Annotated in this window: 20 protein-coding genes; 13 read left to right on the forward strand and 7 right to left on the reverse strand. The window is 39.0% G+C overall.

Annotated features, from left to right (window positions below; translation table 11 throughout):
- Positions 1 to 303 precede the first annotated feature (303 nt).
- The gene (treY, locus tag ABD692_RS12395) at positions 304 to 4,332 is read right to left on the reverse strand and encodes a malto-oligosyltrehalose synthase (RefSeq protein WP_344767388.1); all 4,029 of its coding nucleotides are present in this window, start codon (positions 4,330 to 4,332) and stop codon (positions 304 to 306) included.
- Complete coding sequence (gene treZ, locus ABD692_RS12400; protein ID WP_344767390.1) at positions 4,325 to 6,181, reverse strand: malto-oligosyltrehalose trehalohydrolase; 1,857 nt, start codon at positions 6,179 to 6,181, stop codon at positions 4,325 to 4,327. The genes treY and treZ overlap by 8 nt, the downstream gene beginning before the upstream one ends.
- Positions 6,182 to 6,563: 382 nt before the next feature.
- Here treZ and ABD692_RS12405 point away from each other — a divergent pair, with 382 nt between their 5' ends.
- The 9 genes from ABD692_RS12405 (at position 6,564) to ABD692_RS12445 (ending at position 11,855) form a co-directional block, all read left to right on the forward strand.
- Complete coding sequence (locus ABD692_RS12405) at positions 6,564 to 6,806, forward strand: hypothetical protein (protein WP_344767392.1); 243 nt, start codon at positions 6,564 to 6,566, stop codon at positions 6,804 to 6,806.
- Between the two features lie 45 nt (positions 6,807 to 6,851).
- Positions 6,852 to 7,019, forward strand: coding sequence for a hypothetical protein (locus ABD692_RS12410; protein WP_344767394.1), 168 nt, complete (start codon positions 6,852 to 6,854; stop codon positions 7,017 to 7,019).
- Between the two features lie 82 nt (positions 7,020 to 7,101).
- Positions 7,102 to 7,746 (forward strand): DUF4142 domain-containing protein, encoded by a 645-nt coding sequence (locus ABD692_RS12415; RefSeq protein WP_344767398.1) that lies wholly within the window; start codon positions 7,102 to 7,104, stop codon positions 7,744 to 7,746.
- A gap of 113 nt (positions 7,747 to 7,859) precedes the next feature.
- Positions 7,860 to 8,084 carry a hypothetical protein gene (locus ABD692_RS12420; protein ID WP_316756536.1) on the forward strand — a complete coding sequence of 75 codons (225 nt, stop codon included), beginning with the start codon at positions 7,860 to 7,862 and terminating at the stop codon, positions 8,082 to 8,084.
- Between the two features lie 130 nt (positions 8,085 to 8,214).
- The gene (locus ABD692_RS12425) at positions 8,215 to 8,376 is read left to right on the forward strand and encodes a hypothetical protein (protein ID WP_344767405.1); all 162 of its coding nucleotides are present in this window, start codon (positions 8,215 to 8,217) and stop codon (positions 8,374 to 8,376) included.
- Positions 8,377 to 8,480: 104 nt separating this feature from the next.
- Positions 8,481 to 8,837 (forward strand): response regulator transcription factor, encoded by a 357-nt coding sequence (locus ABD692_RS12430; protein ID WP_316756532.1) that lies wholly within the window; start codon positions 8,481 to 8,483, stop codon positions 8,835 to 8,837.
- Positions 8,838 to 9,073: 236 nt separating this feature from the next.
- The gene (locus ABD692_RS12435) at positions 9,074 to 9,547 is read left to right on the forward strand and encodes a sterol desaturase family protein (RefSeq protein ID WP_344767408.1); all 474 of its coding nucleotides are present in this window, start codon (positions 9,074 to 9,076) and stop codon (positions 9,545 to 9,547) included.
- A gap of 1,052 nt (positions 9,548 to 10,599) precedes the next feature.
- Positions 10,600 to 11,256, forward strand: a complete 657-nt coding sequence (locus tag ABD692_RS12440) for a hypothetical protein (protein ID WP_344767410.1) — start codon at positions 10,600 to 10,602, stop codon at positions 11,254 to 11,256.
- Positions 11,253 to 11,855 carry an OmpA family protein gene (locus ABD692_RS12445; protein ID WP_344767412.1) on the forward strand — a complete coding sequence of 201 codons (603 nt, stop codon included), beginning with the start codon at positions 11,253 to 11,255 and terminating at the stop codon, positions 11,853 to 11,855. The genes ABD692_RS12440 and ABD692_RS12445 overlap by 4 nt, the downstream gene beginning before the upstream one ends.
- Before the next feature lie 436 nt (positions 11,856 to 12,291).
- Here ABD692_RS12445 and ABD692_RS12450 read toward each other — a convergent pair whose 3' ends face one another.
- From ABD692_RS12450 to ABD692_RS12465, 4 genes are all read right to left on the reverse strand, one after another.
- On the reverse strand, positions 12,292 to 13,098 hold the full coding sequence (locus ABD692_RS12450) for a peptidoglycan recognition protein family protein (protein WP_344767414.1): 807 nt from the start codon (positions 13,096 to 13,098) through the stop codon (positions 12,292 to 12,294).
- Positions 13,095 to 14,228 (reverse strand): hypothetical protein, encoded by a 1,134-nt coding sequence (locus tag ABD692_RS12455; RefSeq protein WP_344767417.1) that lies wholly within the window; start codon positions 14,226 to 14,228, stop codon positions 13,095 to 13,097. The genes ABD692_RS12450 and ABD692_RS12455 overlap by 4 nt, the downstream gene beginning before the upstream one ends.
- A gap of 131 nt (positions 14,229 to 14,359) precedes the next feature.
- Positions 14,360 to 17,569 carry a patatin-like phospholipase family protein gene (locus ABD692_RS12460; RefSeq protein WP_344767419.1) on the reverse strand — a complete coding sequence of 1,070 codons (3,210 nt, stop codon included), beginning with the start codon at positions 17,567 to 17,569 and terminating at the stop codon, positions 14,360 to 14,362.
- 22 nt (positions 17,570 to 17,591) lie between these two features.
- Positions 17,592 to 17,972: a hypothetical protein gene (locus ABD692_RS12465; RefSeq protein ID WP_344767422.1), complete on the reverse strand. Its 381-nt coding sequence runs from the start codon at positions 17,970 to 17,972 to the stop codon at positions 17,592 to 17,594.
- A 278-nt stretch (positions 17,973 to 18,250) separates the two neighbouring features.
- On the opposite strand from ABD692_RS12465, the gene ABD692_RS12470 reads away from it, so the two are divergent.
- Genes ABD692_RS12470 through ABD692_RS12485 form a run of 4 tightly spaced genes read left to right on the forward strand, consistent with a single transcriptional unit; the run spans position 18,251 to position 21,807 of the window.
- The gene (locus ABD692_RS12470) at positions 18,251 to 19,198 is read left to right on the forward strand and encodes a hypothetical protein (RefSeq protein ID WP_344767424.1); all 948 of its coding nucleotides are present in this window, start codon (positions 18,251 to 18,253) and stop codon (positions 19,196 to 19,198) included.
- Positions 19,188 to 19,937 carry a hypothetical protein gene (locus tag ABD692_RS12475; protein ID WP_344767426.1) on the forward strand — a complete coding sequence of 250 codons (750 nt, stop codon included), beginning with the start codon at positions 19,188 to 19,190 and terminating at the stop codon, positions 19,935 to 19,937. Before ABD692_RS12470 ends, ABD692_RS12475 begins: the two co-directional genes overlap by 11 nt.
- A 10-nt stretch (positions 19,938 to 19,947) precedes the next feature.
- On the forward strand, positions 19,948 to 20,157 hold the full coding sequence (locus ABD692_RS12480; protein WP_344767428.1) for a hypothetical protein: 210 nt from the start codon (positions 19,948 to 19,950) through the stop codon (positions 20,155 to 20,157).
- Between the two features lie 51 nt (positions 20,158 to 20,208).
- Positions 20,209 to 21,807, forward strand: coding sequence for a membrane dipeptidase (locus ABD692_RS12485; RefSeq protein ID WP_344767430.1), 1,599 nt, complete (start codon positions 20,209 to 20,211; stop codon positions 21,805 to 21,807).
- 332 nt (positions 21,808 to 22,139) lie between these two features.
- Here the strand turns inward: ABD692_RS12485 and ABD692_RS12490 are convergent, their stop codons facing one another.
- Positions 22,140 to 22,964 (reverse strand): N-acetylmuramoyl-L-alanine amidase, encoded by an 825-nt coding sequence (locus ABD692_RS12490; RefSeq protein WP_344767432.1) that lies wholly within the window; start codon positions 22,962 to 22,964, stop codon positions 22,140 to 22,142.
- Positions 22,965 to 23,193 lie beyond the last annotated feature (229 nt).

The following is a 23,193-nucleotide window of genomic DNA, read 5'->3' on the forward strand; positions in this document are numbered from 1 at the left end:
GTTTTCACAAACCCTTGATTAACAACACCCCAGCAGAATACTTTAAAGCATTTAGTTGTTGTCTTTAAAATACTATTATCGTTTTGGATTCGTTTATCGCGTGTGCGTGAATTAGATTATTGTATAAATGAAGATGGTTGACAATTAACAATGGGTAAACAATTCAAGCCTGCATTACCAATTTCCATTCATTTCCAAATTTGAAATATTCGAACAATTATGCACCTGCTCTAGCAAAGCGCTCCTCATCTTCAACAATACGTTTCTAGCTAATAAACAACACTTTACCAAGAAATAAAATTATTAATATGATCTTCCATAGAGCCGGACCATTTGAGCGAGTTTTTGGGCGGTCTTCTTAGTAATTTGATTTGGAGTTAGCCGCCAGGTCCAGTTGCCTTCTGCTGTACCTGGAATATTCATTCTAGCCGAACCATCTAAGTTTAAAACATCCTGAACAGGTAATATTACTAGCTTTCCCTGGCTAGCGTAAGCTAAGCGGGTGATTATTTCATTGATATTTTTAGTATTAATTTTCATACTGGTAAACCTACTTAATCGTTTTTTTTCACCTTGCTGGATATCTTCCATATACCACCCTAGAATGGTATTATTATCATGTGTTCCCGAATAAACGACTGTATTAGAATCGATATTGAAAGGAGCGTGAAGGGAGCCTACCAGATCTTCACCAAATCCGAACTGAAGAACGGCCATTCCTGGCAGCTGGAGCTTTGACCTCAGTTCTTCAGACGCTGCAGATCTTTCGCCTAAATCTTCAGCGATAAAAGGTAAAGCACCCAATGACTCTTTTATAATACGAAAAAATGCTTCTCCAGGCCCTTGTATCCACTCACCCGATCTTGCATCAACAGCTGCCGCATCAACCTGCCAGTATTTAGAAAATGCCAAAAAATGATCCAGTCGAATAACATCAAAACATTTGGCATTCCACTTCAAGCGGTCGATCCACCATTTATAATCATTATCCCTGTGTTTTGCCCAATTGAATATTGGCATTCCCCAGAGTTGACCTTTTTCATTAAAATAATCGGGCGGAACCCCAGCAACTTTATTGAGACTTAAATCATCTTTGAGTTTAAAATATTCAGGCTGACTCCAAACCTCCACCGAATCATAATCGAGATAGAATGGTAAATCGCCTATAATTTTGATGTGGTTTTGGTTGGCAAGGGCTTTAAGCTTAAGCCATTGTTTGTAAAAAATAAACTGCTGCCATTTTATCGCTAAAAGCTCATCTTGATTTTCCTTCTGAAAATCCTCCAGGCTTTTTTTGTTTCGATATTTAAATTCATCAGGCCAGTTGTACCATTCTGCTTGCTGATGATGAGCTTTTATAGCAGTATAAAGTGCAAAAGCATCGAGCCAGTTCTCCTCCAGCTCCATAAAAGCATAAAAATCCTTCCACAGTGCGTGTTCTTTTAAGGAAAGAAATTTTTGGTAGGCTGCGTCTAATCCTTTACGCTTTGCAGAACTGACCAGTTTAAAATTGATCCTTTCACCGTCTGGGATCATAAAATTTTCCAATTCTTTCCTGCTTAGCAGCCCCAGTTCGCTCAGGGATTCTAAACTGATCAGCAAGGGATTTCCTGCATGTGCAGAATTACTAGAATAAGGTGAGTGACCGTTTTCTGCCTTGGTTGGATTTAAGGGTAAAATTTGCCAGTATCGCTGCTTCGATTTTGATAAAAAATCAATGAATTGATAAGCTTCCTTGCCCATATCGCCAATTCCAAATGCAGAAGGAAGCGAAGAGATGTGCATCAATAAACCAGCTGAACGCCCAGAAGGGTTTTCACTAAGCTGAAGTACAGCCACATTCAATTCGTGAAAAATCTGCTTAATCAATATACCATCTTTTAATATATCCTTATAAATGGCTTTACCAGAAATTAAATCGGTGATTCCAGAAGGTGCCTGTTTGGGAAAATGGATCTGCGTATCTTCCCAGTCTATTTTCAAGTCTTTAGTTTTAAAGCCCTCTATCCCTAATGGTAAGGCTACAATAATCCATTGGTCATTCAGATTTCTGGCAAATGCGACAATTCTATCGGCATATTTTCCTTTAACTTTCAAGGGAACGTAGCTGCCCTGTTCAAACAGGATTTGATGGGATTTTCTTATTTTGAGGAGCACTGAAGTTAGATACAACTTGATCTTCCCATCGTAACGCTCCCTCCACAATTTAGCAGTATCTACTTGCTGAGCAATACCAGCTAACATTTGATTTCTCAAAGAATAATCGACTGGTCTTCTGTTATCAGGATCAACCAAACTCAAATCCCAAAGCTCTGTGCCCTGATACACATCAGGAATACCTGGAGCAGTAAATTTTAAAATCAGTTGAGACAGACTGTTCAGTACGGCTGAATCTGCAATTTTGTAAACCCATTCCTGGATCAACGAGCCAATAATATCGCCATTATTAAGGCAAACTTTGATAAAATCTTTAAGCATTTGTTCGTAACTGGTATCGGGCACTGCCCAATCAGAGCGCTTCTTTGCTTCTCTTAACGCTTTTTCAATAAATGCATCTAACCTTAAATTTAAATCCTGATCGGACTGACCAGCAAATGGCAGAATACCAACGATGTGTTGAAGAATAAAATACAAATCATTTGGATGTATGGAGCTGAAGTTAGGGTTAGTTTGTTTTGTTATGGCACGACTAATTTTGTTTATAAACTTTGCCCACTGCTTCGGTACATCGGTTAAAACATTAAGTCTGGCACGCACATCCTCTCCCTTTTTGGTATCATGAGTAGCACTCGCATTCATCGTAAAAGGATTTTTTTCTTGCCGTCCGATCATTTTTTTGTGAAAATCCTTAACCTGTAATCCAAATGCTTCGGGGGCATCTCCTACTTCATTATGCCCCGTAAAACGATTGAAGGTAAACATTAACGTATCTTCAACTCCTTTTGCCATTAAGGGGCCTGAAAACTGCATGCATCGCTGATAAAACTCAGATACTTTTTTATTGTACACCGCATCATCTTCAAGTGTATTTTTCAAAAAGATTTTCTGCAACAGTTGTCCTCCAGCTGCTAAGGTTTTATCTTTTAACAAAGGTTTTAATAAATGCCCAATATTTGCAGCGACTTCTGGCTCAGCAGGGAAATCATATTCGTAATATCTGTAAACAGGCATAGCGATGAGCATCTCACCAATAGAAGCCTTAAGTACCGAAGGATCAAAACTTTCACCTCTCGAGAGGTTCAGACGCAGAAAAAAATCGAAGAGGTTGTTTAACTCTCCCTGCATATATTCCTTTAAAATGCAGCGTTTTTTTTCAATTACCATGTCTCGGGGGCTTAACTGCTTCCCAGTAACACTTCCGTAAACTTCATCGAAGATTTCTTTTGCTTTAGTATTGGTAAAAAGATTATTAGACAGCGCCATGAAATCGTAGCCAGTAGTTCCATCGCATTTCCAATCCTGCCCAAGAGTTTCGTTCTTGGCAAGAATTTTTTCAACCACCAGATAAACATCATCTCCCAAGGTAGATCTTAATTGGCTCAGGTAATTTTGAGGATCGTACAGGCCGTCGATATGGTCAATCCGAAGGCCATTAAATACCCCAATTTTGACTAACTTAAAGATATAGTGGTGGTAGGCTTCAAAAACTTGCTTATCCTGAATGTTTAAACATATTAAAGCATTAACCGTAAAAAATCGTCGATAATTTATTCGCTCGTTTGTTTCCTGCCAGTCGCATAAACGGTAGAATTGTTTACCTATAATCTCTTTGAGCAGGTTTTTATCTTTATTGATTGCTGATAATTTTTTACCTGAAATCTTTGCTGAACCCTGCCTGTTAATTGGCCAGTTCTGGTTTCCATCATTTAAAAAATATTCGTTTTTATATTCAACAACCGTTATTTTATCTTCCTTTAATGAATCTTCCATAGAACCATCCAAAAAAGGGACCATCAGTTTCCCATCAAAACTTAAATCAAAATATGTAGCGTATTTGGATTTTTCGCCCTTCTTTAACACATCCATTAACCAGGTATTATCTGGGTGAAATGCCATGTGGTTGGGTACAATATCCTGCAACCAGCCAATTGAAGCACTATTAAGCAAACCAGAAATTTCAATTAGTTCCGCCTCCGTACCAATTTCAGGGTTAATCATTAACGGATTCACGATATCGTACCCATGGGTACTTCCAGGTACGGCAGCAAAAATGGGAGAAGCATAAATGGTATCGACACCCAGATTCTTCAAATAAGGGATTATACTTTTTAATTTTTTAAAATTAAAGTCTTTATTAAACTGAATACGGTAAGTAGAGGCAGGTTTATACATGGCTTTGCGAAAAAATAAGTAGGGTTTCAGCGGTAGCTGTTATTGTTTTAAAAGTTGTGGAGGATGGTGGTGACTGTATATTTCCATGCCCCTGAGAATTGAAGATCAGTGATGCTGCTTTAGGAATAATTTCGCTGATGATCTGGCTTTCAGCAGAAAAATTGAGGATGCAAAAAATACTTTCCTCCGAGTTCCATCTTTTTAAAATTACAGTTTGCTCGGCTATCAAGGCCTGAGCATCAAGGCAATTCCGATCCAGATTACCCAGCACTTTAGATTGCTTTCGCAAGGCAATCAGTTCTTTATAATACTCAAACATAGATGCATGTTTATCCAAATGGAGCAGATTCCAGTTAAGTTTGGATGATTCGAAAGTTTCGATGCTTTGTGGGTCGGGCGGATGGCCGTTTTGATGAAAGGCAGAAAATTCCTCCAGACGGCCTTTTCTTACGGCCTCAATCAGCTTTTCATCGTGGTGACTTACAAAAAACAAAAAAGGATTTTCTTCTGCGTATTCCTCGCCCATAAAAATCAAAGGGATAAACGGGCTGCAAAAAACTGCGCCAGCCATAAGTTTTAGCATCGCATGGCTGTACAATGCCGAACTTCGTTCACCTAACATTCGGTTACCAACCTGATCATGATTCTGAGAGAACACTACAAACTGTTTACCCGCATTGCCAGCGGCTTTTCTGCCAAAGGTTTTTTTTCGGTGACGAGAATACTGACCATCATAAACATAAGCATCCCGATAAGCTTTGGCTAAATGCTCCACACCATTAAAATCCTCATAGTATCCAGTTTTTGGCTCACCAGAGGCTACTCTCAATGCGTGGTGAAATTCATCTATCCATTGCCCATCCATTCCGTAACCCCCAGATTCTTGCGGATTGATGTAGCGATTATCATTCAAATCCGATTCAACAATAAGATAATAATTCCTGCCTGTTAGCTGTGATAATTGAGCAGTGGCTGATTTTACTTCTTCTAAAAAATGATGGGCACTAAAATCTTTAATGGCATGAACGGCATCCAATCTTAAAGCATCTATATGAAAATCCCTGAACCACATCAGCACGTTTTCGAGGTAAAACTTTCTTACCTCATCACTATATGCATCATCGAAATTAATGGCTTTGCCCCATGGAGTTTGATATTTATCGGTAAAATAACCACCAAAATCATCCAGATGATTACCTTCAGGACCAAGGTGGTTGTAAACGACATCCAATACTACCGCAATTCCTTTCTTGTGGCAAGTATCTACCAAATGTTGCAGTGCCTGGGGCCCGCCATAGGTGTTTTGTACAGCAAATGGAAATACCCCATCGTAGCCCCAGTTTCTGGCTCCAGAAAATTGAGCGACGGGCATAATTTCAATGGCTGTAATCCCTAAGTCAACTAAATAATCAAGCCTGTTTTCGATTGCTGAAAGTTCTCCATTGGAAGTAAAAGTTCCGCAATGAAGTTCATAGATAATGAAATTTTCCAAATCGGGGCTTTTCCAGCCATCATCCGTCCACGGAAAGGCCGTTAAATCGTAGGCGATAGACCCATCATCATTATTTGCTTTCCAAAGCATTGCAGGATCCAGTCGTTGCATCAATTTATGTTCAAAGCCTTTATCCCCATCACTGGCTTCCACAATTAAGTTATATATTTCTCCAGGTTGAATTTCAATACCATCCAGCTGCCAATATCCATTTGGTTTGGCAACAAAATCGATGTGATTGTCTGATGAATGAAGTTGTAAAATGACCTGTTTTAGCCTCGGCGCCCACAACCAAAATACAGCCTTACCCTGATCAAAATTTAAACCGATTGTGCGTTTACTGAGGTTAATTTCCATTTATTTTTGCTTCCAGAATGTTATAAAATGATGAACTAAGCCCTTTTTCCAAACCTCCAGGTATTTTGACAAATAATTCTGGGATTTGTTTTTAAAGGTTCCCCGAATACTAGAAGTTAAACACAAACAGCAGTAGAAATTAGCCCTCTAGCCGATTTGGCCAAAATGCATCAAACGTTTTTATGAACATAAACATCATCGAGAATAAAAAGGTTTAGGATTGCAATTTATTGGCATTTAAAGATCTGGCCGGTCTTACATGCATTCGGAATTGGAGTAAATCAGTTCCATTTTTAAACAGTAGCAAACTATTCAACTAATTTAAATTATAGAAAACCTTTTTCGTTTATAAATGTCGTTAAAATGGTATAACCTTAAAAAAATGGAAAATTCTGAACGAAACAAATCCGACAGGGATATTATAGAGAATATAAAAGAAGCTCACAAGATTGTCGATAAGAAGACTGAAAACCAAGATAACCCTAATAAATCGGATTCTATCTCAGGTGATCTAAATGAACAGATTAAAGGAAGCGACGCTGATCATGATCAACAAATTGCTAGTGGTGATCAGGAAGAAATAAAACAAGAGCAGATTAAGGGTAGCGACGCGGATCAAGATTAAACTAATCTGTGTGATACAACTGTTAAACAATTAATAAATCTTATCATGAACAAAGGAAAGCAACATACTGAGGATAATAAGGAAAATAAAAAAGAGGTGAATAATGAATCTGTGGATTCCGATAATTCATCTGCTAATAAAAGTAAACCAGAGGATAAGAATAGGCCTAATGATGAAGCAGAATTTGAAAATCCTGATGATGATCCTGCTTAACATCATCTTTCATACTCACTTTTTTCCAAACTTTTGCTCCTAACTTACTGTTATTTACTTACATCATCCGTAAATTTTAGTTATGAAAAACTCCATCAAAATTTGCATGTTAGGTATATCATCTTTCCTGCTACTCTATTCAGCTACCAGTAGTAGCAACACGATTTATCCTATTGTTCATCATGATCATATTCAAAACAGCGATGAAGTCTTTTTAAAACAAAGCGCTCTGCTCTGCCTCGAACAGTTAAGGGCTTCTAATCTGGCAGCTAAACAAGGTGGCGAACGTATAAAAAAAACAGCAACCAGATTAACTTTAGAACTGACTAAAGTTAGCGAAGAGTTAAGAATGCTGGCTAAGAGTAAATCCATCGATTTACCAACTAGCTTACCTAGTGGAGGAATGAACCCCGATGGAAGAATTGATTCGGCACCAGAAAATCTTCGTGACACCGCAAGGCTGAGAAATAATAACGGACAAGCGGGGAACACTGGCACAAGCGCTTCGGCGAATGCAGGGCTAAGCAATACTACCACAAATCAATTAATCGAAAATTTAACATCGCTTAAGGGTAATGCTTTCGATCAGGCTTATACTGCCCTGTTAAATAATGGCCATAGCAGAGCTTTACAATTGTTAGAGCAAGGTGCAAAATCTTCAGATTCGGGTATAAGTAATTTCGCTAAAAAGCACCTTAAAACCATACAGAAAATAAGCATCAAATAAATTATACCTTAAAATATTGAGCTTCATCTTTGTCATTAACTCACGCATTCAACTAATGTATGAGTTTCTACAGAAGCATAATTAAACTAATTGTATATCTATAATTTTAAATCATGAAAAAGTATAAATTTCTATTATTGAGCCTTTTTACTTTAAGCTTTGCAGCTTGCAGCGGTGAAAAAGCAGACAAAGAACATGCAGATAGCATGAATAAATATACGGATACCAATTACTCCACTGTCGACACCAATACGGTTGACAGCGCCAGAACAAAGGATTATCCTGATAGCACCACAAATGCACCAAGAATGACAGGCGGAAAAGCAAAAGTCGAATAAATAGCCTTAATGATTCTTAATTTTATTACTGGAAAGCATCATCTATCTAAAGAAAATATCCAGAGCAAAAAAATTAAAGAGTTAAACTCGTGATAAACTATCCTCATTGTTTTAATTAAATAATTGAAAAATGGAAAATCAAAATAAAGAAAAACAACAAAACACTGAAAAGGAAATCGAAAAGGAAGGTTATACTAAAGACGAAATTCCTTTTGCAGATGGGAAAGACACTAAACTTGATAAGGCGATTGATGATACATCAAAAACGAACAACAAAAAAGAAGATAAGTAAGATTGTTTTTGGTGAATGTAGCCAGATTTATAAATTCTAGAGCTAATTTCCTGAGAACATTTATTTATTTCTGTTGTATTAGTTAGACAGAATTTTAAGATTTTATGAGTAAAACAATTTATATTTTGGAAGATAACTTTGAAATTTTAGAAGTTATTAGCCTTATATTATCAGCAGAGGGTATGGAAGTTTGTGGATACAGCATGGTTTCTGAATTTCAAAAAGCCTTGGAAAAATCAATGCCTGATTTGTTTATAATTGACGTTACCCTTCCCGATGGCCATGGTTTGAACATTTGCGATCACCTTAAGTTGGATCAAAAAACAAAAAATATTCCAGTTATCTTAATCACTGCCAACTCCGAGATTGAGAAAATGAAGCTTCGCAGCCGAGCCGACGACTTTATTGCCAAGCCTTTCGATATCGAGGACTTGGTTAAGAGGGTAAAAAGACTATTTTAAACTCAGAATTATTTTTTATCCTGTGCCTTAAGGTGCTTATCTTTTGCCTGTCTGAAGGAAGTGGGACATATTTCAACGAAACTCCTGGAGAAATCATTGAAAGACAATAAAGGGTTTTTCTTGATGTGATTAGTGACATTTCCATTTGCAGAGAATATATTACAATTCCATAAAATCTTTAATATTCCCAGATCAATTGGAGATTATCTCTTAACTAAAACATAGTAAGTTTGTATATGGTACTGAATGTATTGATCAATTTAGGGATCGCGCTCCTGACTTTTTGTGTAATGGAATGTGTATCCTGGCTAACGCACAGATTCCTAATGCATGGCTTATTCTGGAATCTTCATGAAGATCACCACAATAAGGCACATGATTTTTTTGAGAAAAATGACCTGTTCTTTGTCATTTTTGCTTTAATTGCCATAGGCTTCTTTATGATTGGCAACTACATTGAAGGCTGGGGCTTTATGTGCTACATTAGCATTGGAATCACACTTTACGGACTTGCTTATTTTTTTGTGCATGATATTTTTATCCATCAGCGATTTAAGTTGTTTAAACGCACAGACAACTTTTACTTGCGGGCATTGAGGAAAGCACATAAAGTTCACCACAAACATCAGGATAAAACAGAAGGCGAATGTTTTGGTATGTTGTTCGTGCCTTTAAAATATTTTAAAGAAGCAATCAAAAGTCAGGGTTAAAAATCACTGTCAATTCGAATTAAGCCTTTCAATTTAACGCCCTAGTTTACAAATAACTTCAGGGATGTCTTTAAGTAAATGCTTTCTGTTAAAATGCATTTCTATAGTTTAGGCGATGCGCTTCCCACATGAAAAATATTGCTTTTTATTTATTACAACCCTTATTTCTTAACCCAGCATCGTTTTTATGATCCTCGAAAACTATTGCTTTGAAAGTAGACATTTAAAAAAACTTTAGTAAAACATTTACGTTGAAAGGTAAAAAAATACTTGTTCTATTGAAAATAAAAAAGCCGATCCAAACTAATGAATCGGCTTTTGTGGGTGGAGAATATCGGATTGATAAATTCGCCTAATATTTCTCCGTAGATGCCTTTTTGATACTCTGAGAGGGGTTTTACTTTTCTCATTTCGCTATTTTTAGAGGGTATATGGCAGACTTTTGTCAGACTTTTCACCCTTGATTTCTATTTTAAAATTAACGAAAAACATCCTTTTTTGCAAGGTAAAAACAGTTTTATTCATCATCACTTTTAGCGTTAGAAAATTAAACTGTCAGACTTTTAGTTAAAAACGCCAAAAGGGCATTGTTAAAGATTATTAAACTGTTGTAAATAAGCAAATTAAGCAATAGTATCATATTTTTATTCGAAGGTCATTAATCATCAGTGCCGTACCTTGAACAATGTGTCTCGTCCAGTAATCAAATTGGTGGCCAGTTTGGCCCGAAACAGAGGGGTCACTTTCACGGTTCTTCGTCCCTGTTGGTGAAGACCAAAATATTAATATCAAATTACATCAAAATCTAGTTTCTAGACTACTTTTTAGCGAATCAGCGTTGTTATTTTAATCTTAGATATTTAATTCGTCACCAAAAGTGACGAAGAGCCACTTTCACCGAAATACACAAATATTGCCGTTTAAAAAAATACAAATACAATAAACTAAATTACTTAATAATAAGTATATGGCAGTTACCGACAATTGTTTAAATTCGAAATAAGCAAACCCAAGGCCCAGCCATCGCCTAACCGATTCTAAACTAGCAAAACATGTCAGAAAAGCAAGACAACTCCATCGCTCTGTTAAAAAATCTACGAGATATTCTGCTCATTGCATCGATTTTACTTTATTACATGGGCTGGATCTACATTTATTCTTATTATGATGAGTTTGGCGTACCCATTAAAATGGTTGCATTTGATCTGTACACCTTCCTTATCTATTCTTCAAACATCTTTCTGTATTTGATCCGCTCAGCTGACTTTTATTTGCTTCTTGGGACTTTTGTTTTTCTTTCTCTTTCAACTAAATACCTAAAGAACGAATATTTCAAACATGCCAAAATCTTATTGTATATCCTACTTTTCCCATTGCTATTTTACTTGTCAAGAAAAGCAGGTATGGCTGATGCGCTGGCAGCGCAACAAGAACCTGCAAAATACCTCAGTAAAGTTCAGTTCCTATTCAATGAAAAAGCGTTAATTCGGCATGAAAAAACAGATACTCTTTATGCACCAGTCACGGAAGATGATAACCTGATAGACACCTTGTTAGCGTACAACAGTAAAAAAAGATTCCGGATTTTGACTATCACTGACCAAGATTACATCGTTTATGCCTCCATGGGAAAATACAAAAAAGATCGGGAGAAGCAAATTTTCGTCATAAAAAAAGAGCTCGTAGAGCACCTAATATTTTATAAATGAAACAACTGAGACATCTGTTTTTCCTGCTAATACTTCTGAGCTGTCAAAAAATTCAAGCACAGCGTGTAATTATAACGAAAGACGCAGCATCGCAAGCGAGACTTCTAAAAATTAACGGAGAAAACCTAAAGGTGGTTTACTTTCCTTCCTCTGACATGTATTATTTTTGTAGCGAAAGCCCATTGAATAAACGGAGACGTAAACAAAACGAGATTCTTCAAATGGATGAATGCTCCTGTGCTATTAAAGGCGTTCTGGATTATATAGCCCTGACAGGCTTTGAGCCAATCAAATTTGGCGAAGGGTTAAGTGAGCTCCCAGCTGAATCTTATCCAACTTTAGACAAGCTCGCAAGTGTTCTAAAAGAAAATAGTGGCAAAGTTACCATTGCCGGCTATTCCAGCTCAGAAGGGAGTGCAGCCTACAATTTAAAACTTTCAAAAGATCGGGCAAATTCAGTAAAAACCTATTTGGTTAATTCTGGTGTTTATCCAAGCCAGGTCGTTACCAAAGGTTTTGGAGAAGCGAATCCTATTTCTTCCAATGATACCGAAGAGGGGCGGATACAGAACCGTAGGGTAGAAACGAGTAGAAATTAAGAATCAAGAATGCGTTAAAGTAAACAGCTGTAAGGCTTTATGAATAAACTAAACTAATTGATCCGTGATGACCGATGGTGGAAACCATGAAATTTGATATCACAGTGTTTTCAGTGGATAGCCAATATGCTGTGGTTTGTGCATCGCCTGAGTATTAATGATTACAAACCCACAGCGTTGCACAGCACGGACATCGGAATTAGAATTTTGAGAAGTAATACCGAAGACCAACTCTGCCCTTTTGCAATCAAGGATTATCTAAGAATTGTTGTAGATGATGGATTAGCATACTGAGCTGAGGCTAAGTTCGTTAAGGAAGCAGCGTGGAGTTTCACGCTGCTAGGTTATTATTACGATCCTTGCTGACCTCGAAATGAAGTGACTAACGCTCCGTCAGAATTCAACTGAAGCTTTTCGTTTCACTGCGGCCTCAACTTTAAGATGAGGACTGTTCGTCCAGCGCTTTCCAGGTTTTCGGTCCGACAATTCCGTCTGGAACAGTAGCAGCGCTACGTTGGAAACCTCGCACTGCCGATTCGGTATCAGGGCCGAAAAAACCGTCCATTTTAATCTTCAACAATTGTTGCAACTGTTTTACCAGATCAGCATCATTGGCCTGGCCCCGCCTCAAGGTACTTCGCGCTTTTCCCGAAAGTTCAGCGGCTGGTATGAGTTTTTGCGCAGTTGTAGCTCCCCCCATTACAGCCTTCACCCTTAGGCGAAAATCATTCATGTCGAAATTTGGGTCATCCTTATATCCTTTGGGTAGGCGATATTCCTTGTGTCCTGCACAGTAATCAGTGCTCTTTCCAATATGCTTGAGAATAGCGGCTACTCCACGAACGTATGCATCCATCTGGACCTCCGGCCACGGCTCCTTTCCATTCCCCAGGTTTTCAGCTTCGATGCCAATAAAATGGGACCCGCCGGCAGTTACGCCTTTCCAGATTCCCGGTCCTGCATGATTGCACCTTCCGGCGGCTATGATGTAATAGGTTCCATCCCTGCCTAAGCCCAATTGTGATAGCGGACCTGGTAGCGCATCTTTACCCGTCCGACCATGAATTAACGTTTGAAGCGAAGGCATATTTCCGCGCTCATTCACTGTTGCAGTATGGTGGCATAATACGCCTTCAACTGTTCCCATTTCCGCTCGGCCACAATTCTCCCAACCTGGACATTCTGCAACTTTTAGTCCAGCCTCTAAAAGTACCTTTGGTAACCATGTCAATGAGTAACTCATAACGCAACCCCTCCTTTCGATACTGGTAAATCCCTGTCTGGTGTTTCATCAACAAATTCAACGCTGCAACAATCGGTTTGATCTTCAGAAGCGGAAGCCTGTGAATCAGCTGGAGTGTGTGCAGAATTTTGCCCTGCTGCAACTTTTTCGGCTGCATCCAGGGAAGCTTGTTCCCCACTTTTTTCATGTGGCTTCACGGTTGAGCGGATGACCATAACTTTATTTAAGAGGTCAAACCAGTACGAAGCTCCGAGGGTAGCTGCTAGCGCGGTAAAAAGCCAACCCAGCAGCGGGCCAATAAAATTATTCCATGCGCCATCTTGGTTATGATCCAGCTTGAACGCGTTGTCATCATCCCAGCCTATTGGAAGTTTCAAATCCTTTAATTGCGCTTTTGCCTGCTCTCCTGTTAAAGTATTTCCAGCCCCATCCTTATTGAGTACTGCTGCCTGCTCAACCAGAATTTTCCTCGCAGTATCATTTTTGGATAAATAGTCTACAATCCTGAATACATTGACATTCATCCCGATAGCGATTGTTAGCCCGATAAAAAAAATGATATACTGGGTCGAGCGTTTGTACCATCCAGACACGCGGTCCATACCGCTATCAAACCAGTTTTGAAGATTGGTCTCCACAAGCATTAAATTCCCCTGTGCCATGTCGACGGCGCCTAGCAAAAGACGTTCTATTTTTCCATTTTGAAGGTTGGAGATATTGAGGCGGATACTCTCGACGGTAATATTTTCAGTCTTTTCTAAATTGTTTTCTACTTTTCCCCTGACGGCAAGATCCATGAGTGCACGGGCAAAATTCCTGGCCGGAATGTAGGACGGTAAATTTTTACCGCCTGCAAAAATCGCTAATTTACGATTTGTTTCATCCATATTCTTTCCTGGGCTGTACGCTCCATTAAACAGTCCCGAAACCAGTGGATGGCCATAAAGTTCTTTGGCGAGGCCTGTTCCGGTTTGATCATTGAGCATCTCGCGAATCCCTTGTTCGAGGTAGGCGGCCCTGGTCTTTAATCTGGCCTCAATCCCCTCCCGGATTGCTGTGCAGATGGTGCTTACCAGGATAAATACAAGAAGTATCCCAATAATGATTTCGATGGTGTTGGATCCAAACATAGTAATTGATTTTTTAGTTTATAATGGCTTTTTACGTCGCTTGTTAGCTTTGAATGGTACTACAGGAGTAAGGCTTTTCAATTGCTAATAAATTTCGATCCCGATGATATCGATAGCCCAGTTGAAGCGGATTAGTTGAGGTCATTTTTATCCCTTATGGAATGATAGCCCAGATTTCGGTAACTTTCGAACTGTGCCTCATTAAAAAACTGGTCTGAAGTAGATTGCTGAGGAAACTTGCTATTTTTCATCCAGTATTCGCGGATGTCTACGGATTCGTTTCCGGTAAGGCTGGCTTTTATATAAATAATTTTGCCGGATGGATTTCGCTCTCCGGGGTATCGAATAGTGCCTTTTATCCGGTGTACCCCAACAAAGCTGCTGTCCTTTTTTTTCTCCGTCAGCGCATCGAGCTTAAGTTCAATTTCCACACCAAAATCGATCCTGCAACGCCTGATCGCATTTGCCAATCCTTCGCAGGTACCTAAAGTATCCTCTTCAGCATCACAAAGCAGAATGTCTCGACAGCCCCTTCTGATCAGCTCATATATGCCCATGTTATCGAAATGACCACCATCAGAAAGGGCAACAAATTCCTTGTTTATATCGGATTTACCGACCAGATCATAAATTAAATAGGCCAGTCCACTTTCAGGATCCGATTTTCCAAAGGATTTCATTCTCGGATTTCCAATCCATTTGCCCAGGCGTACATTGAAGAGTGTCAGCAAAAAAGCGGTCGGTGCCGAAGAGTGGTAGCCCATATTGGGATTAACAGCAGCACCTGAAATAGACATCGCTGTACCAAGAGTAGGTCCATCTTTTTCCGAATAGATTTCCGTAGGTTGATAGCCATACTGAAATACCCCGTTTTTAGTGCCCGCTGCAGAACGAAGCGTGGAGAAGTCGTAGCCACAGAACTTTGGAGAGAAAATAAAGGACTCCGCTTTACGATCCTGCCTGTCAAGTTCAGAAACCGTACTGGCGTTCATCGAGGTATTTAATATGGGGTAAGGACCGACATAATCATTTTCAGCTAGAAAAGCTGACAGTTTTATATCATCGGCCTTATCAAAGCTGGTGAACCCATTTGCTGAATTCTCCCGGTCCTCGCGGCGTCTCGTCGCCCCTAAATAAGCACGGGTAAGCCTGTTGCGATAAAAATGAAACAGCGAAAATTCGTTGATGCCTATTCGCTTGCTCAACTCCAAGGAAACACCCGCCAGGATCAGAGTCAGCACTAAATAGGGTATCAAATGGGAATCCTGATTATGAAAAGGAATTTCAAAGGAACTGCGTATCAGGTTGAAAACCCATGAACCAATCATCAGAAAACCAATCATAAACAGGTATGGAGCAAACCTCACAAAAATCTCTGATACACTTAATCGGCTCGCTGAAGCATTTGATTCGGTTCTTGCGTTAAATGCTAGACGAACTGCCCAGGCAATAATAGCTCCCCAACCACCCAATAAGGCTGGAATTGCCGGAGCATGCTGCACATAGAGGTCAGCTAGTAGTTCTGGCAAAACCAATGCACCAAAAGTAAGTACCATCCAGACAAGCATGATTCGATGTACAACGGCACCCATCCTGCCCCACCATTCCCGGCGTTCATCCTGGAATAGTATGCCCATAATTGACATCCTCACAATAACCGAGATGACAATACTTTCAATAATTAGGGGTGGTCCTAAAATAAAAGCGAGTTTACGGGAAAGTAAACTAACGCCAGGCCAGTTTTCATCGAAATTCAAAATCAGGTTCCAGCTTACGCGCAATAAATAGCAAGCCAATGCAGCCGAAATGAAGGATGAAACGTGTAGCCAAAAAGCAATCTCTTCCTGTTCTTCCTTTGGTAGCGTCTTATTTATATACTTACCCCTTTCGGCAATTAGAACTTTCGCACCATAGATCAATACAACAAATCCACCGAATAAAGGCCATGCCCAATCAAAAGATTCGGTTTGAAAATAGCTATTTGACCACATCCAGGAACTGAAGAAAAGGGCCACAACTCCACTCCATATGCCCAGGTATAAAGGGATATTCTTCTGCTCAAAATAATATTTAAGTTTACCTATGGTAGTTTTGTTAGCATAAATCCGCATGCCTTCGCTAATCAGTACAACGCCAGCTACAAGCGCTGCGACCGCGCAGGTAATCATCACGATCAAGCTGTCCCAGCAATGTGCCGGTACGTTCTTAATGCTCCAGAGTTCGAAAATAAACGAAATCAGCGATAGTACACTGCATAGCAGCAGTACGAGTAGGAACTGATTAATAAGTGTATTTCGCAACCATGTCAGTCCCATGGTCAGGGAATCTATAGAAAACAGGCCTGTCGTCGGCGCCAGATAATTACTATACATACGCAACCACCTCACTGGTCTCACCTCCTCGGCAAGTGGGTTTGACGATTTAAAAGTATTGAGCAGGTTACTCACCGCTGAAACGCATCCGGCACGCTTTATCCAGGAAATGAGCCAACTTCCGATATACCCGCCCCCTGACACGGTAGAAATATAATCGAATTTTTTCAACACATCCAGCTCACCAAGTTTTTGCAGCACCCCGAGATTAAACGTTGCGGACCGGATTCCGCCTCCTGAAAACGCGATTGCACTTAAGGAAAGTTTTTTGGCGATGAGATAAGGATCTTTGAAGTTAGAATCATCCACCGAAGGATTCCCACGTGCTTTCCTGGAGGCTTTTATTTCTTCCAGTTCAGCACTGAAAAAGCTATCAAATGGAAGCGGCTCTTTATGCTCCAGGAGTTTAAGTTTCAAGTCTTCCAAACGTATCAGAAATGATGCTGCCGTTCCTTTTTTTCCCTCCCACCAAAGGTTGTAGTTTCCGGGCTCGGCCAGGTTTGCTATCCCAGCTCCCCAAACCTGGTAGAGCCTTCTTAAAAGCGGTGTTTTTACATCGGAGTCGAGTGCCAATATGATCTGTATAGGCATGTATTCGATAATTGTACACAGTTCAATTCGGCATTCAGCGCTATCGTAAAGAATTTTCCGGAAATTTTCCCGAACGTCATTAAGTGTTTCAAAATATTCGCGTTTAGAAAATTTCTCATTAAATTTCCAAAGTTCCAAAACAGTTGAAAAAAGAGTCTTAGCGGGGGAATGCGGGAAGTTGCGATTAAAATAGAGTTCGAGAACCCTAGTGTTTAATTCTTCTTTTCCATCAACCCTGTTGAGTTTCTGAATATTTTCATTATTTACACGAATGTTAAATCCGTCAAAATTTCCTGGAAGTCCAAGTTTGAGGCAAAGTTCCTCATATACTGAAAAGAATGAGGCCACCCGGGCACTTAAGTCAGTGATGATATCCATTGAGCGTTGGATTTAGGATTGATTAAGCAAGATAAGTATTCCTTTTTTTTATTATATCCCTATTAAGAGTGATATTTTCGAGAAATCCAATCGCAACATTCGCCCCCCATTGGATTTGTCCCTTCATCCTATCGGTAGGTTGATCGAAAAGTGCATCTTCGATATCCACACCTGCAAAGGTGAGAATCAAGAGGTCCCGATAATTAGCTTCCGAGTACAGCCAATCCCGCATCGAATTTTTGAGAAAAGACAAACGCGAGAAAAACAACGATTTAGTGAGGTCCAAATAAGACATCGTAAATCTTGCTACTGCAGCAAGCAACAATGCATAAGCTAAAATACTACCTGCGAATTTATTTACCAATTCGGGGAGTTGCCTGTAAAAGAGTTTTTGAATATCCATTTGAATTAATTTGAGCGTTTGAGCGAAAAATAACAGAAGCCCCCTAAATCAATAATAATTATGTTTTAGAGAAAGTGAAAAGAAGAGCCTCTCGAAAGAGACATAACACTAAGATATTGAGAAAATTACAGAAAAAAATACCAAGTATTAGGTATTTTTTCAATCGGCATTTTTTGTAAATTGCATAGTAAACCAACAAAAAAGCAGATCCTCTTTTTAACGACGCTCCATCTTAGCCCACCACAAAATCGACAAGAAAGACCTGTGCTGATTAAGGTATGAAAAAAGCTCTCCTATGTTTATTTTTGCTATTTGCAAAAATAAGTTTCAGTCAACAAAATGAGTGGAAATATTCACCTTATATTGCATTTGGGATTAATATCTATCCTACCTTCGGGAGTAAGCAGTTCTTCCCTGGATTCAACCTATATGGAGGCTTTGCTGTTAGTGCGATCTATAAGGAACGATTTATCGCCAATTATGGAGGAAACATCTCCTTTTATAAAAAAACAATCGGAACCAATTTAAATCCGCTTATTGAGAAATTAGAAATTGATTTTACCAATTCATTCTCAGCCGGCATTGGCGGAAACAATTTGAGTTATCCAAAACTTATTCGGACGCTCCAAAACTCAGCCTTTTACAATATTCACCTGAACAATAGTTATTTTGCACTCCTTAGTACTCACGTCATTTTCAATAATCATAAGCGAAATCAGACGGTCGGAGCATTAACCTTATCCGGCCCGGGAATGAGTTTCAATTATTATAATGATGGTGCAATTCCTATAAAATTATTTGCAGGAGGCGATGGGTTTGATAGATGGTGGACGGGAGGTGGCTCATTCTACCTGCATTCAAGGAGATCATTCAATTATGCAGAACTTGGATTTGACCAATTTACAGGATATCAACCTTTCTTATATGAACTCTCCGATATATTGGGGATAAACCTGCCTCCGTATTCCAGGGATGAAACCATAATAGACCGGGCAAACATCCATTCTAATTATAATAGCGCACAATACCATCTCAGAATAGGACTAAACCAAAACTTCAGTGTAGATGCAGGGGTAATGGGTTCACTTAGATACGGGCGAGAGGGCGTTATTTACTCTTTTCAAGACCTTATCCATATCATTGGCAAAATGCCGATGCATCCAAATAATGATCAAAACAAAATATTTATAGGCGGATCATTTAACCAAATGAAATATGTACAATAGAAATATCTCAGTGTTAATTATCGGCCTCAGTCTAATACTAACATCCTGCAAAACAAAATACTATCCATTCGACTTCAATACCCACATTACTCCAAAACTTCTGGCAGAGACATTTCAGACACAAGATGATAACAAAACCGCCAGATCACAAAAGAAGAGCGAGGCGGTTAATGAACAAACAAATACAATAGTTCACGTTTACAAGACCAGATTTATCGAAGGCTGGCTGGAACAAGACAATTTTTTAGACTGGGCGGTTCTAAATGAAAATAGGCAGCATGAATTTGCAAGCTATGATGGGGGTCAGAAACATTTATATAACTGCTATCTATTACTTGCCAAAACGCCAACCGGCTTACTGCCATCGTTTATCTTTTTTACTGTCCAGTCCCAATCAGGAAGAGATGGAACAACTGGTTTTGGAAAAATCTACTATGGAAAACTCTCTAAAAATGGCAATACACACCTCCTGAATGCAACGAGAATATTAAAACTCAAATTTGATGCCTCCACGAATCGATACAGGTTCAAAGGGGACAAAAATACCCATCTACGTTTCATTTTGAAGGACATTCCGTCCTGGACTGATCCAACGGATGAGCTAACCATTACAAAAATAACCTTTGGAGATAAAAATGAACTCAGCGGAAGCAAAGTAATTGAGATTCCTGTGGACAAGGTAATGGGCAGTCCTAATTCTTTAAAATACATTAAAAAAAATCAAATCAATTTACCTTAAAAAAAATCCAATGGGAAAATTTAAAAGAGCGAGAAAGAGAAAAAAAACAAGAGCAAGAAATGGATTAGCTTTACCTGAACGGCAATGTTTCCAGAGACCAGAAGGATTCATCGTTTGTGAACGGCTATATGGCGGAGGATGGACTCAAGTGCCGCATATGAGTTTCGATACCTGCGAAGAATGCACCGCAGCAATTGGGACGAACAAATGTTATGAATAACAGGTAATTAGAAAAGAATAAAAACATAAAACAACCTAAAATTTCCACGCTATGCAATACTTCGATCTACATTGTCATCCAGGACTGAAAACCCTCTTTCAGGTTCAGGATGGGACACAAAAATCTCCATGGGAAAACCTTGAACCCAATGATGGAATTATTGGAAATATCCTGGAATCCCAATCATCTCTAAAGATGCTCACTGAAACCGAAGGTTTTAGCCTCATCTGTATCACCCTTCATCCGCCGGAAGTTGGCATGATAGATCAAGTCGTTATCAGCTTAGCCTCATTGCTCGGTTACCCAAAACTATTGAGCAGAACAAGATTAGATCAAATGATCTCTCAGGAATGCCTCTATCAACAAGTATTTTATGAAGAATTAAACAACCTAACTGGACCTGCAATAGACAAAAATGGAAACCTTATCAAAAAAAATATAAGATTTTTGAAGAGAGGAGAGCAATTCGACAACAATGACCCAAAGACTCTTCAGGTAATCTTCAATATTGAAGGCGGCCATACTTTATACGACCAAAAAAATAAAGTTAAAGACATCAGTACTGTTAAGAAAAACCTGACAGACTTTATTGACAATAAAAGCTACAAAACGCTATATATTACACCTACGCACCTTACGCCTAATCAATTCATAACCCATTGCTACGGGAATAAGATATTAAGCAAGGGACGACTTCTTCCAAAAGGAATCGGTATCACTTCTCACGGAAAAGAACTAATTGACCACGCTTACAGCAAAGGTATACTCATTGACGTCAAACACATGAGCCTGGTATCCAGAAAAATTTTCTATCAATACCGAAAACAATTCCACCCTAAAAAACCTATTATCGCAAGCCATGTTGGAATTACCGGAAAATACTGGAAGTTTTTCCCAGACTACTACCCATACAATAAAAAGAAAAGCTATGGATATAAAGCAACTACAAGTGCAATAAAAGGCTGTCTTGCAGGTACCCAATATTATCCGTTAAGCATCAATCTGTATTTCGAAGATTTAAGAGAGATTCTAAACAGCAAAGGACTAATAGGAATTTCACTGGATGTTAGGATATTGGGGGGCCAAAATCCATTTAACAACGAGATCAAAGAATTTTTCAGCATAGAAGAATTCGAACTGCTAACCAGTAGCAATTCCGCGAATCAAATAGATCAACTTACAGACAAGTTCATCAATAACAAAATTAATAACGGTAATACCACTATCGACACTACGGATGAAGAAGGTCAGGAAAGTGATGATATTGGTGAAGCTACACAAGAACTCCATGACATGGGAAAGCCGAGCGCCCTACCAAGCATCCCGAAAGACCGGCCAAATTACAAAAGCCATCTATATCTGGTACTGAACCATATCCTAGGAATATATAAATTTACTAAAGACGAGGGGATGAAAGCGCCTTGGGATAATATCTGTATTGGCTCAGACTTTGATGGACTGGTTGAAGCGGTTGATTGCTGCAAGAATTCGGCTGAGATGCCGCAATTTGCTCAAAGTTTGATAGCTGAATTAAAAATAATAGAGGCGGCGAAAACCTTTGAGTACCCCCTAAATCTTAGTCCCGAACAAATCATAAAAAAAATCATGTTTGCTAACGCAAGAGATTTTATATCCGTTTATTGTAAATAGTTGCTAATTCTTGAAATGTAAATGATCACGCCTATGAAACCTCCATTCTGCTTTTACAAATATAATAAGTCAATAGGGTCGAAATTTATTCATTATTTCAATCTGGTAAAATAGACTGTGTTCTTATGCCTTCTTCTTTGAAAACTTATTTAATAATTATTGGATATAATGTCAATGAACCAAAAGTTTAAAGACTAGTGGTTTACCAAATATGTACTCCATAGTCTGGATATATGATTTAGCTTAGAAACAGAGTGAAAGCTTTGGTTCTGTAAAAATTTGGCTTGAATTGGTGCGCTCAATCTAGTCTTGAAAGGCAATACCGCAATAGCTTATTGCGCTGCTATCAAGTATTTAGTTGAAACCCAACCTTCAAGATCCATGATACCGTGTACCGACTGCAGTACCTCTACAAAACTCCAAGTGCCCTCTGTACGTAAAACTAACATATGTGTACCTACAGGTAAAGCTTTGGTTAGAGTTGGGAAAGAACTGGCAGCTCCGGTGCGGATATTCAGCTCAACGCTGTTTTTGACTTCGCCCGAACTTTTATCATTGCGGCCCATTGCCTTTGACCTGAAGCTCAACATCGGAAAAGCCGGTCCTGGGTCAGATTTTCTAATTGGAGCAATATCTTCATGACCGACAACATCTTTTAAATTATATTTTTTCACAAGTAGCGCCGCAACATTCATAGCCGCTTCCAATTGCTTTTCAGTATATTCCTGCCAACCAGATTCAGTTGAATCATTTTTATGCCTGGCAATTATCACCTCGTCAATCGGAATTGTACGATGATCCACCGGGCAAATCCATTTGTTACCACTTTTTGTCAGCCTCCCGCCATTTACCAGTTCTATGCCTATGGAATATTTGTTTAAGCCAGAAAGCCCCTGCCACTGGCTTTTACCTGCGTGCCAAGTAATTACGTTAAATGGTGCAAATTGGGTAATGGAACCATCCCTATCGATTAAAAGGTGTGCTGAAGCCTGGGCATTTGGATTCAAAAACCAACTTATTGCTGAACCAGCGGTAGTGGCAGCTGTGTAGTGCATCACCAGATATTGAGGCGTAAGGCTTCCTCCTTTATTTGGAGTGGCTTTAAAAGTTACGGCATTGCCGTCATCTTTTATTAGTAAATGATTTTTGATTTGCATTGGAGCGCGAATTAATAGTTAAACAATTATTTAAGTGATGAATTGAATTTTACAGATAGGCAGACTGATAATTTAGATTTTTAGCCCTGAAAGTAAACCGCCTATATACAGTCGAGGTAAGAAATTATAAAATATGGTCAACCAGTACAATTAAAAATAAGTAGTATGTTTTTGTATAACAATACCTAAAATTGGGTATTTAATATCCGTCTTATTCCGGAAAAGTAAT

The organism is Pedobacter ginsengiterrae (assembly GCF_039537385.1).
Taxonomy (GTDB): Bacteria; Bacteroidota; Bacteroidia; order Sphingobacteriales; family Sphingobacteriaceae; genus Pedobacter; species Pedobacter ginsengiterrae.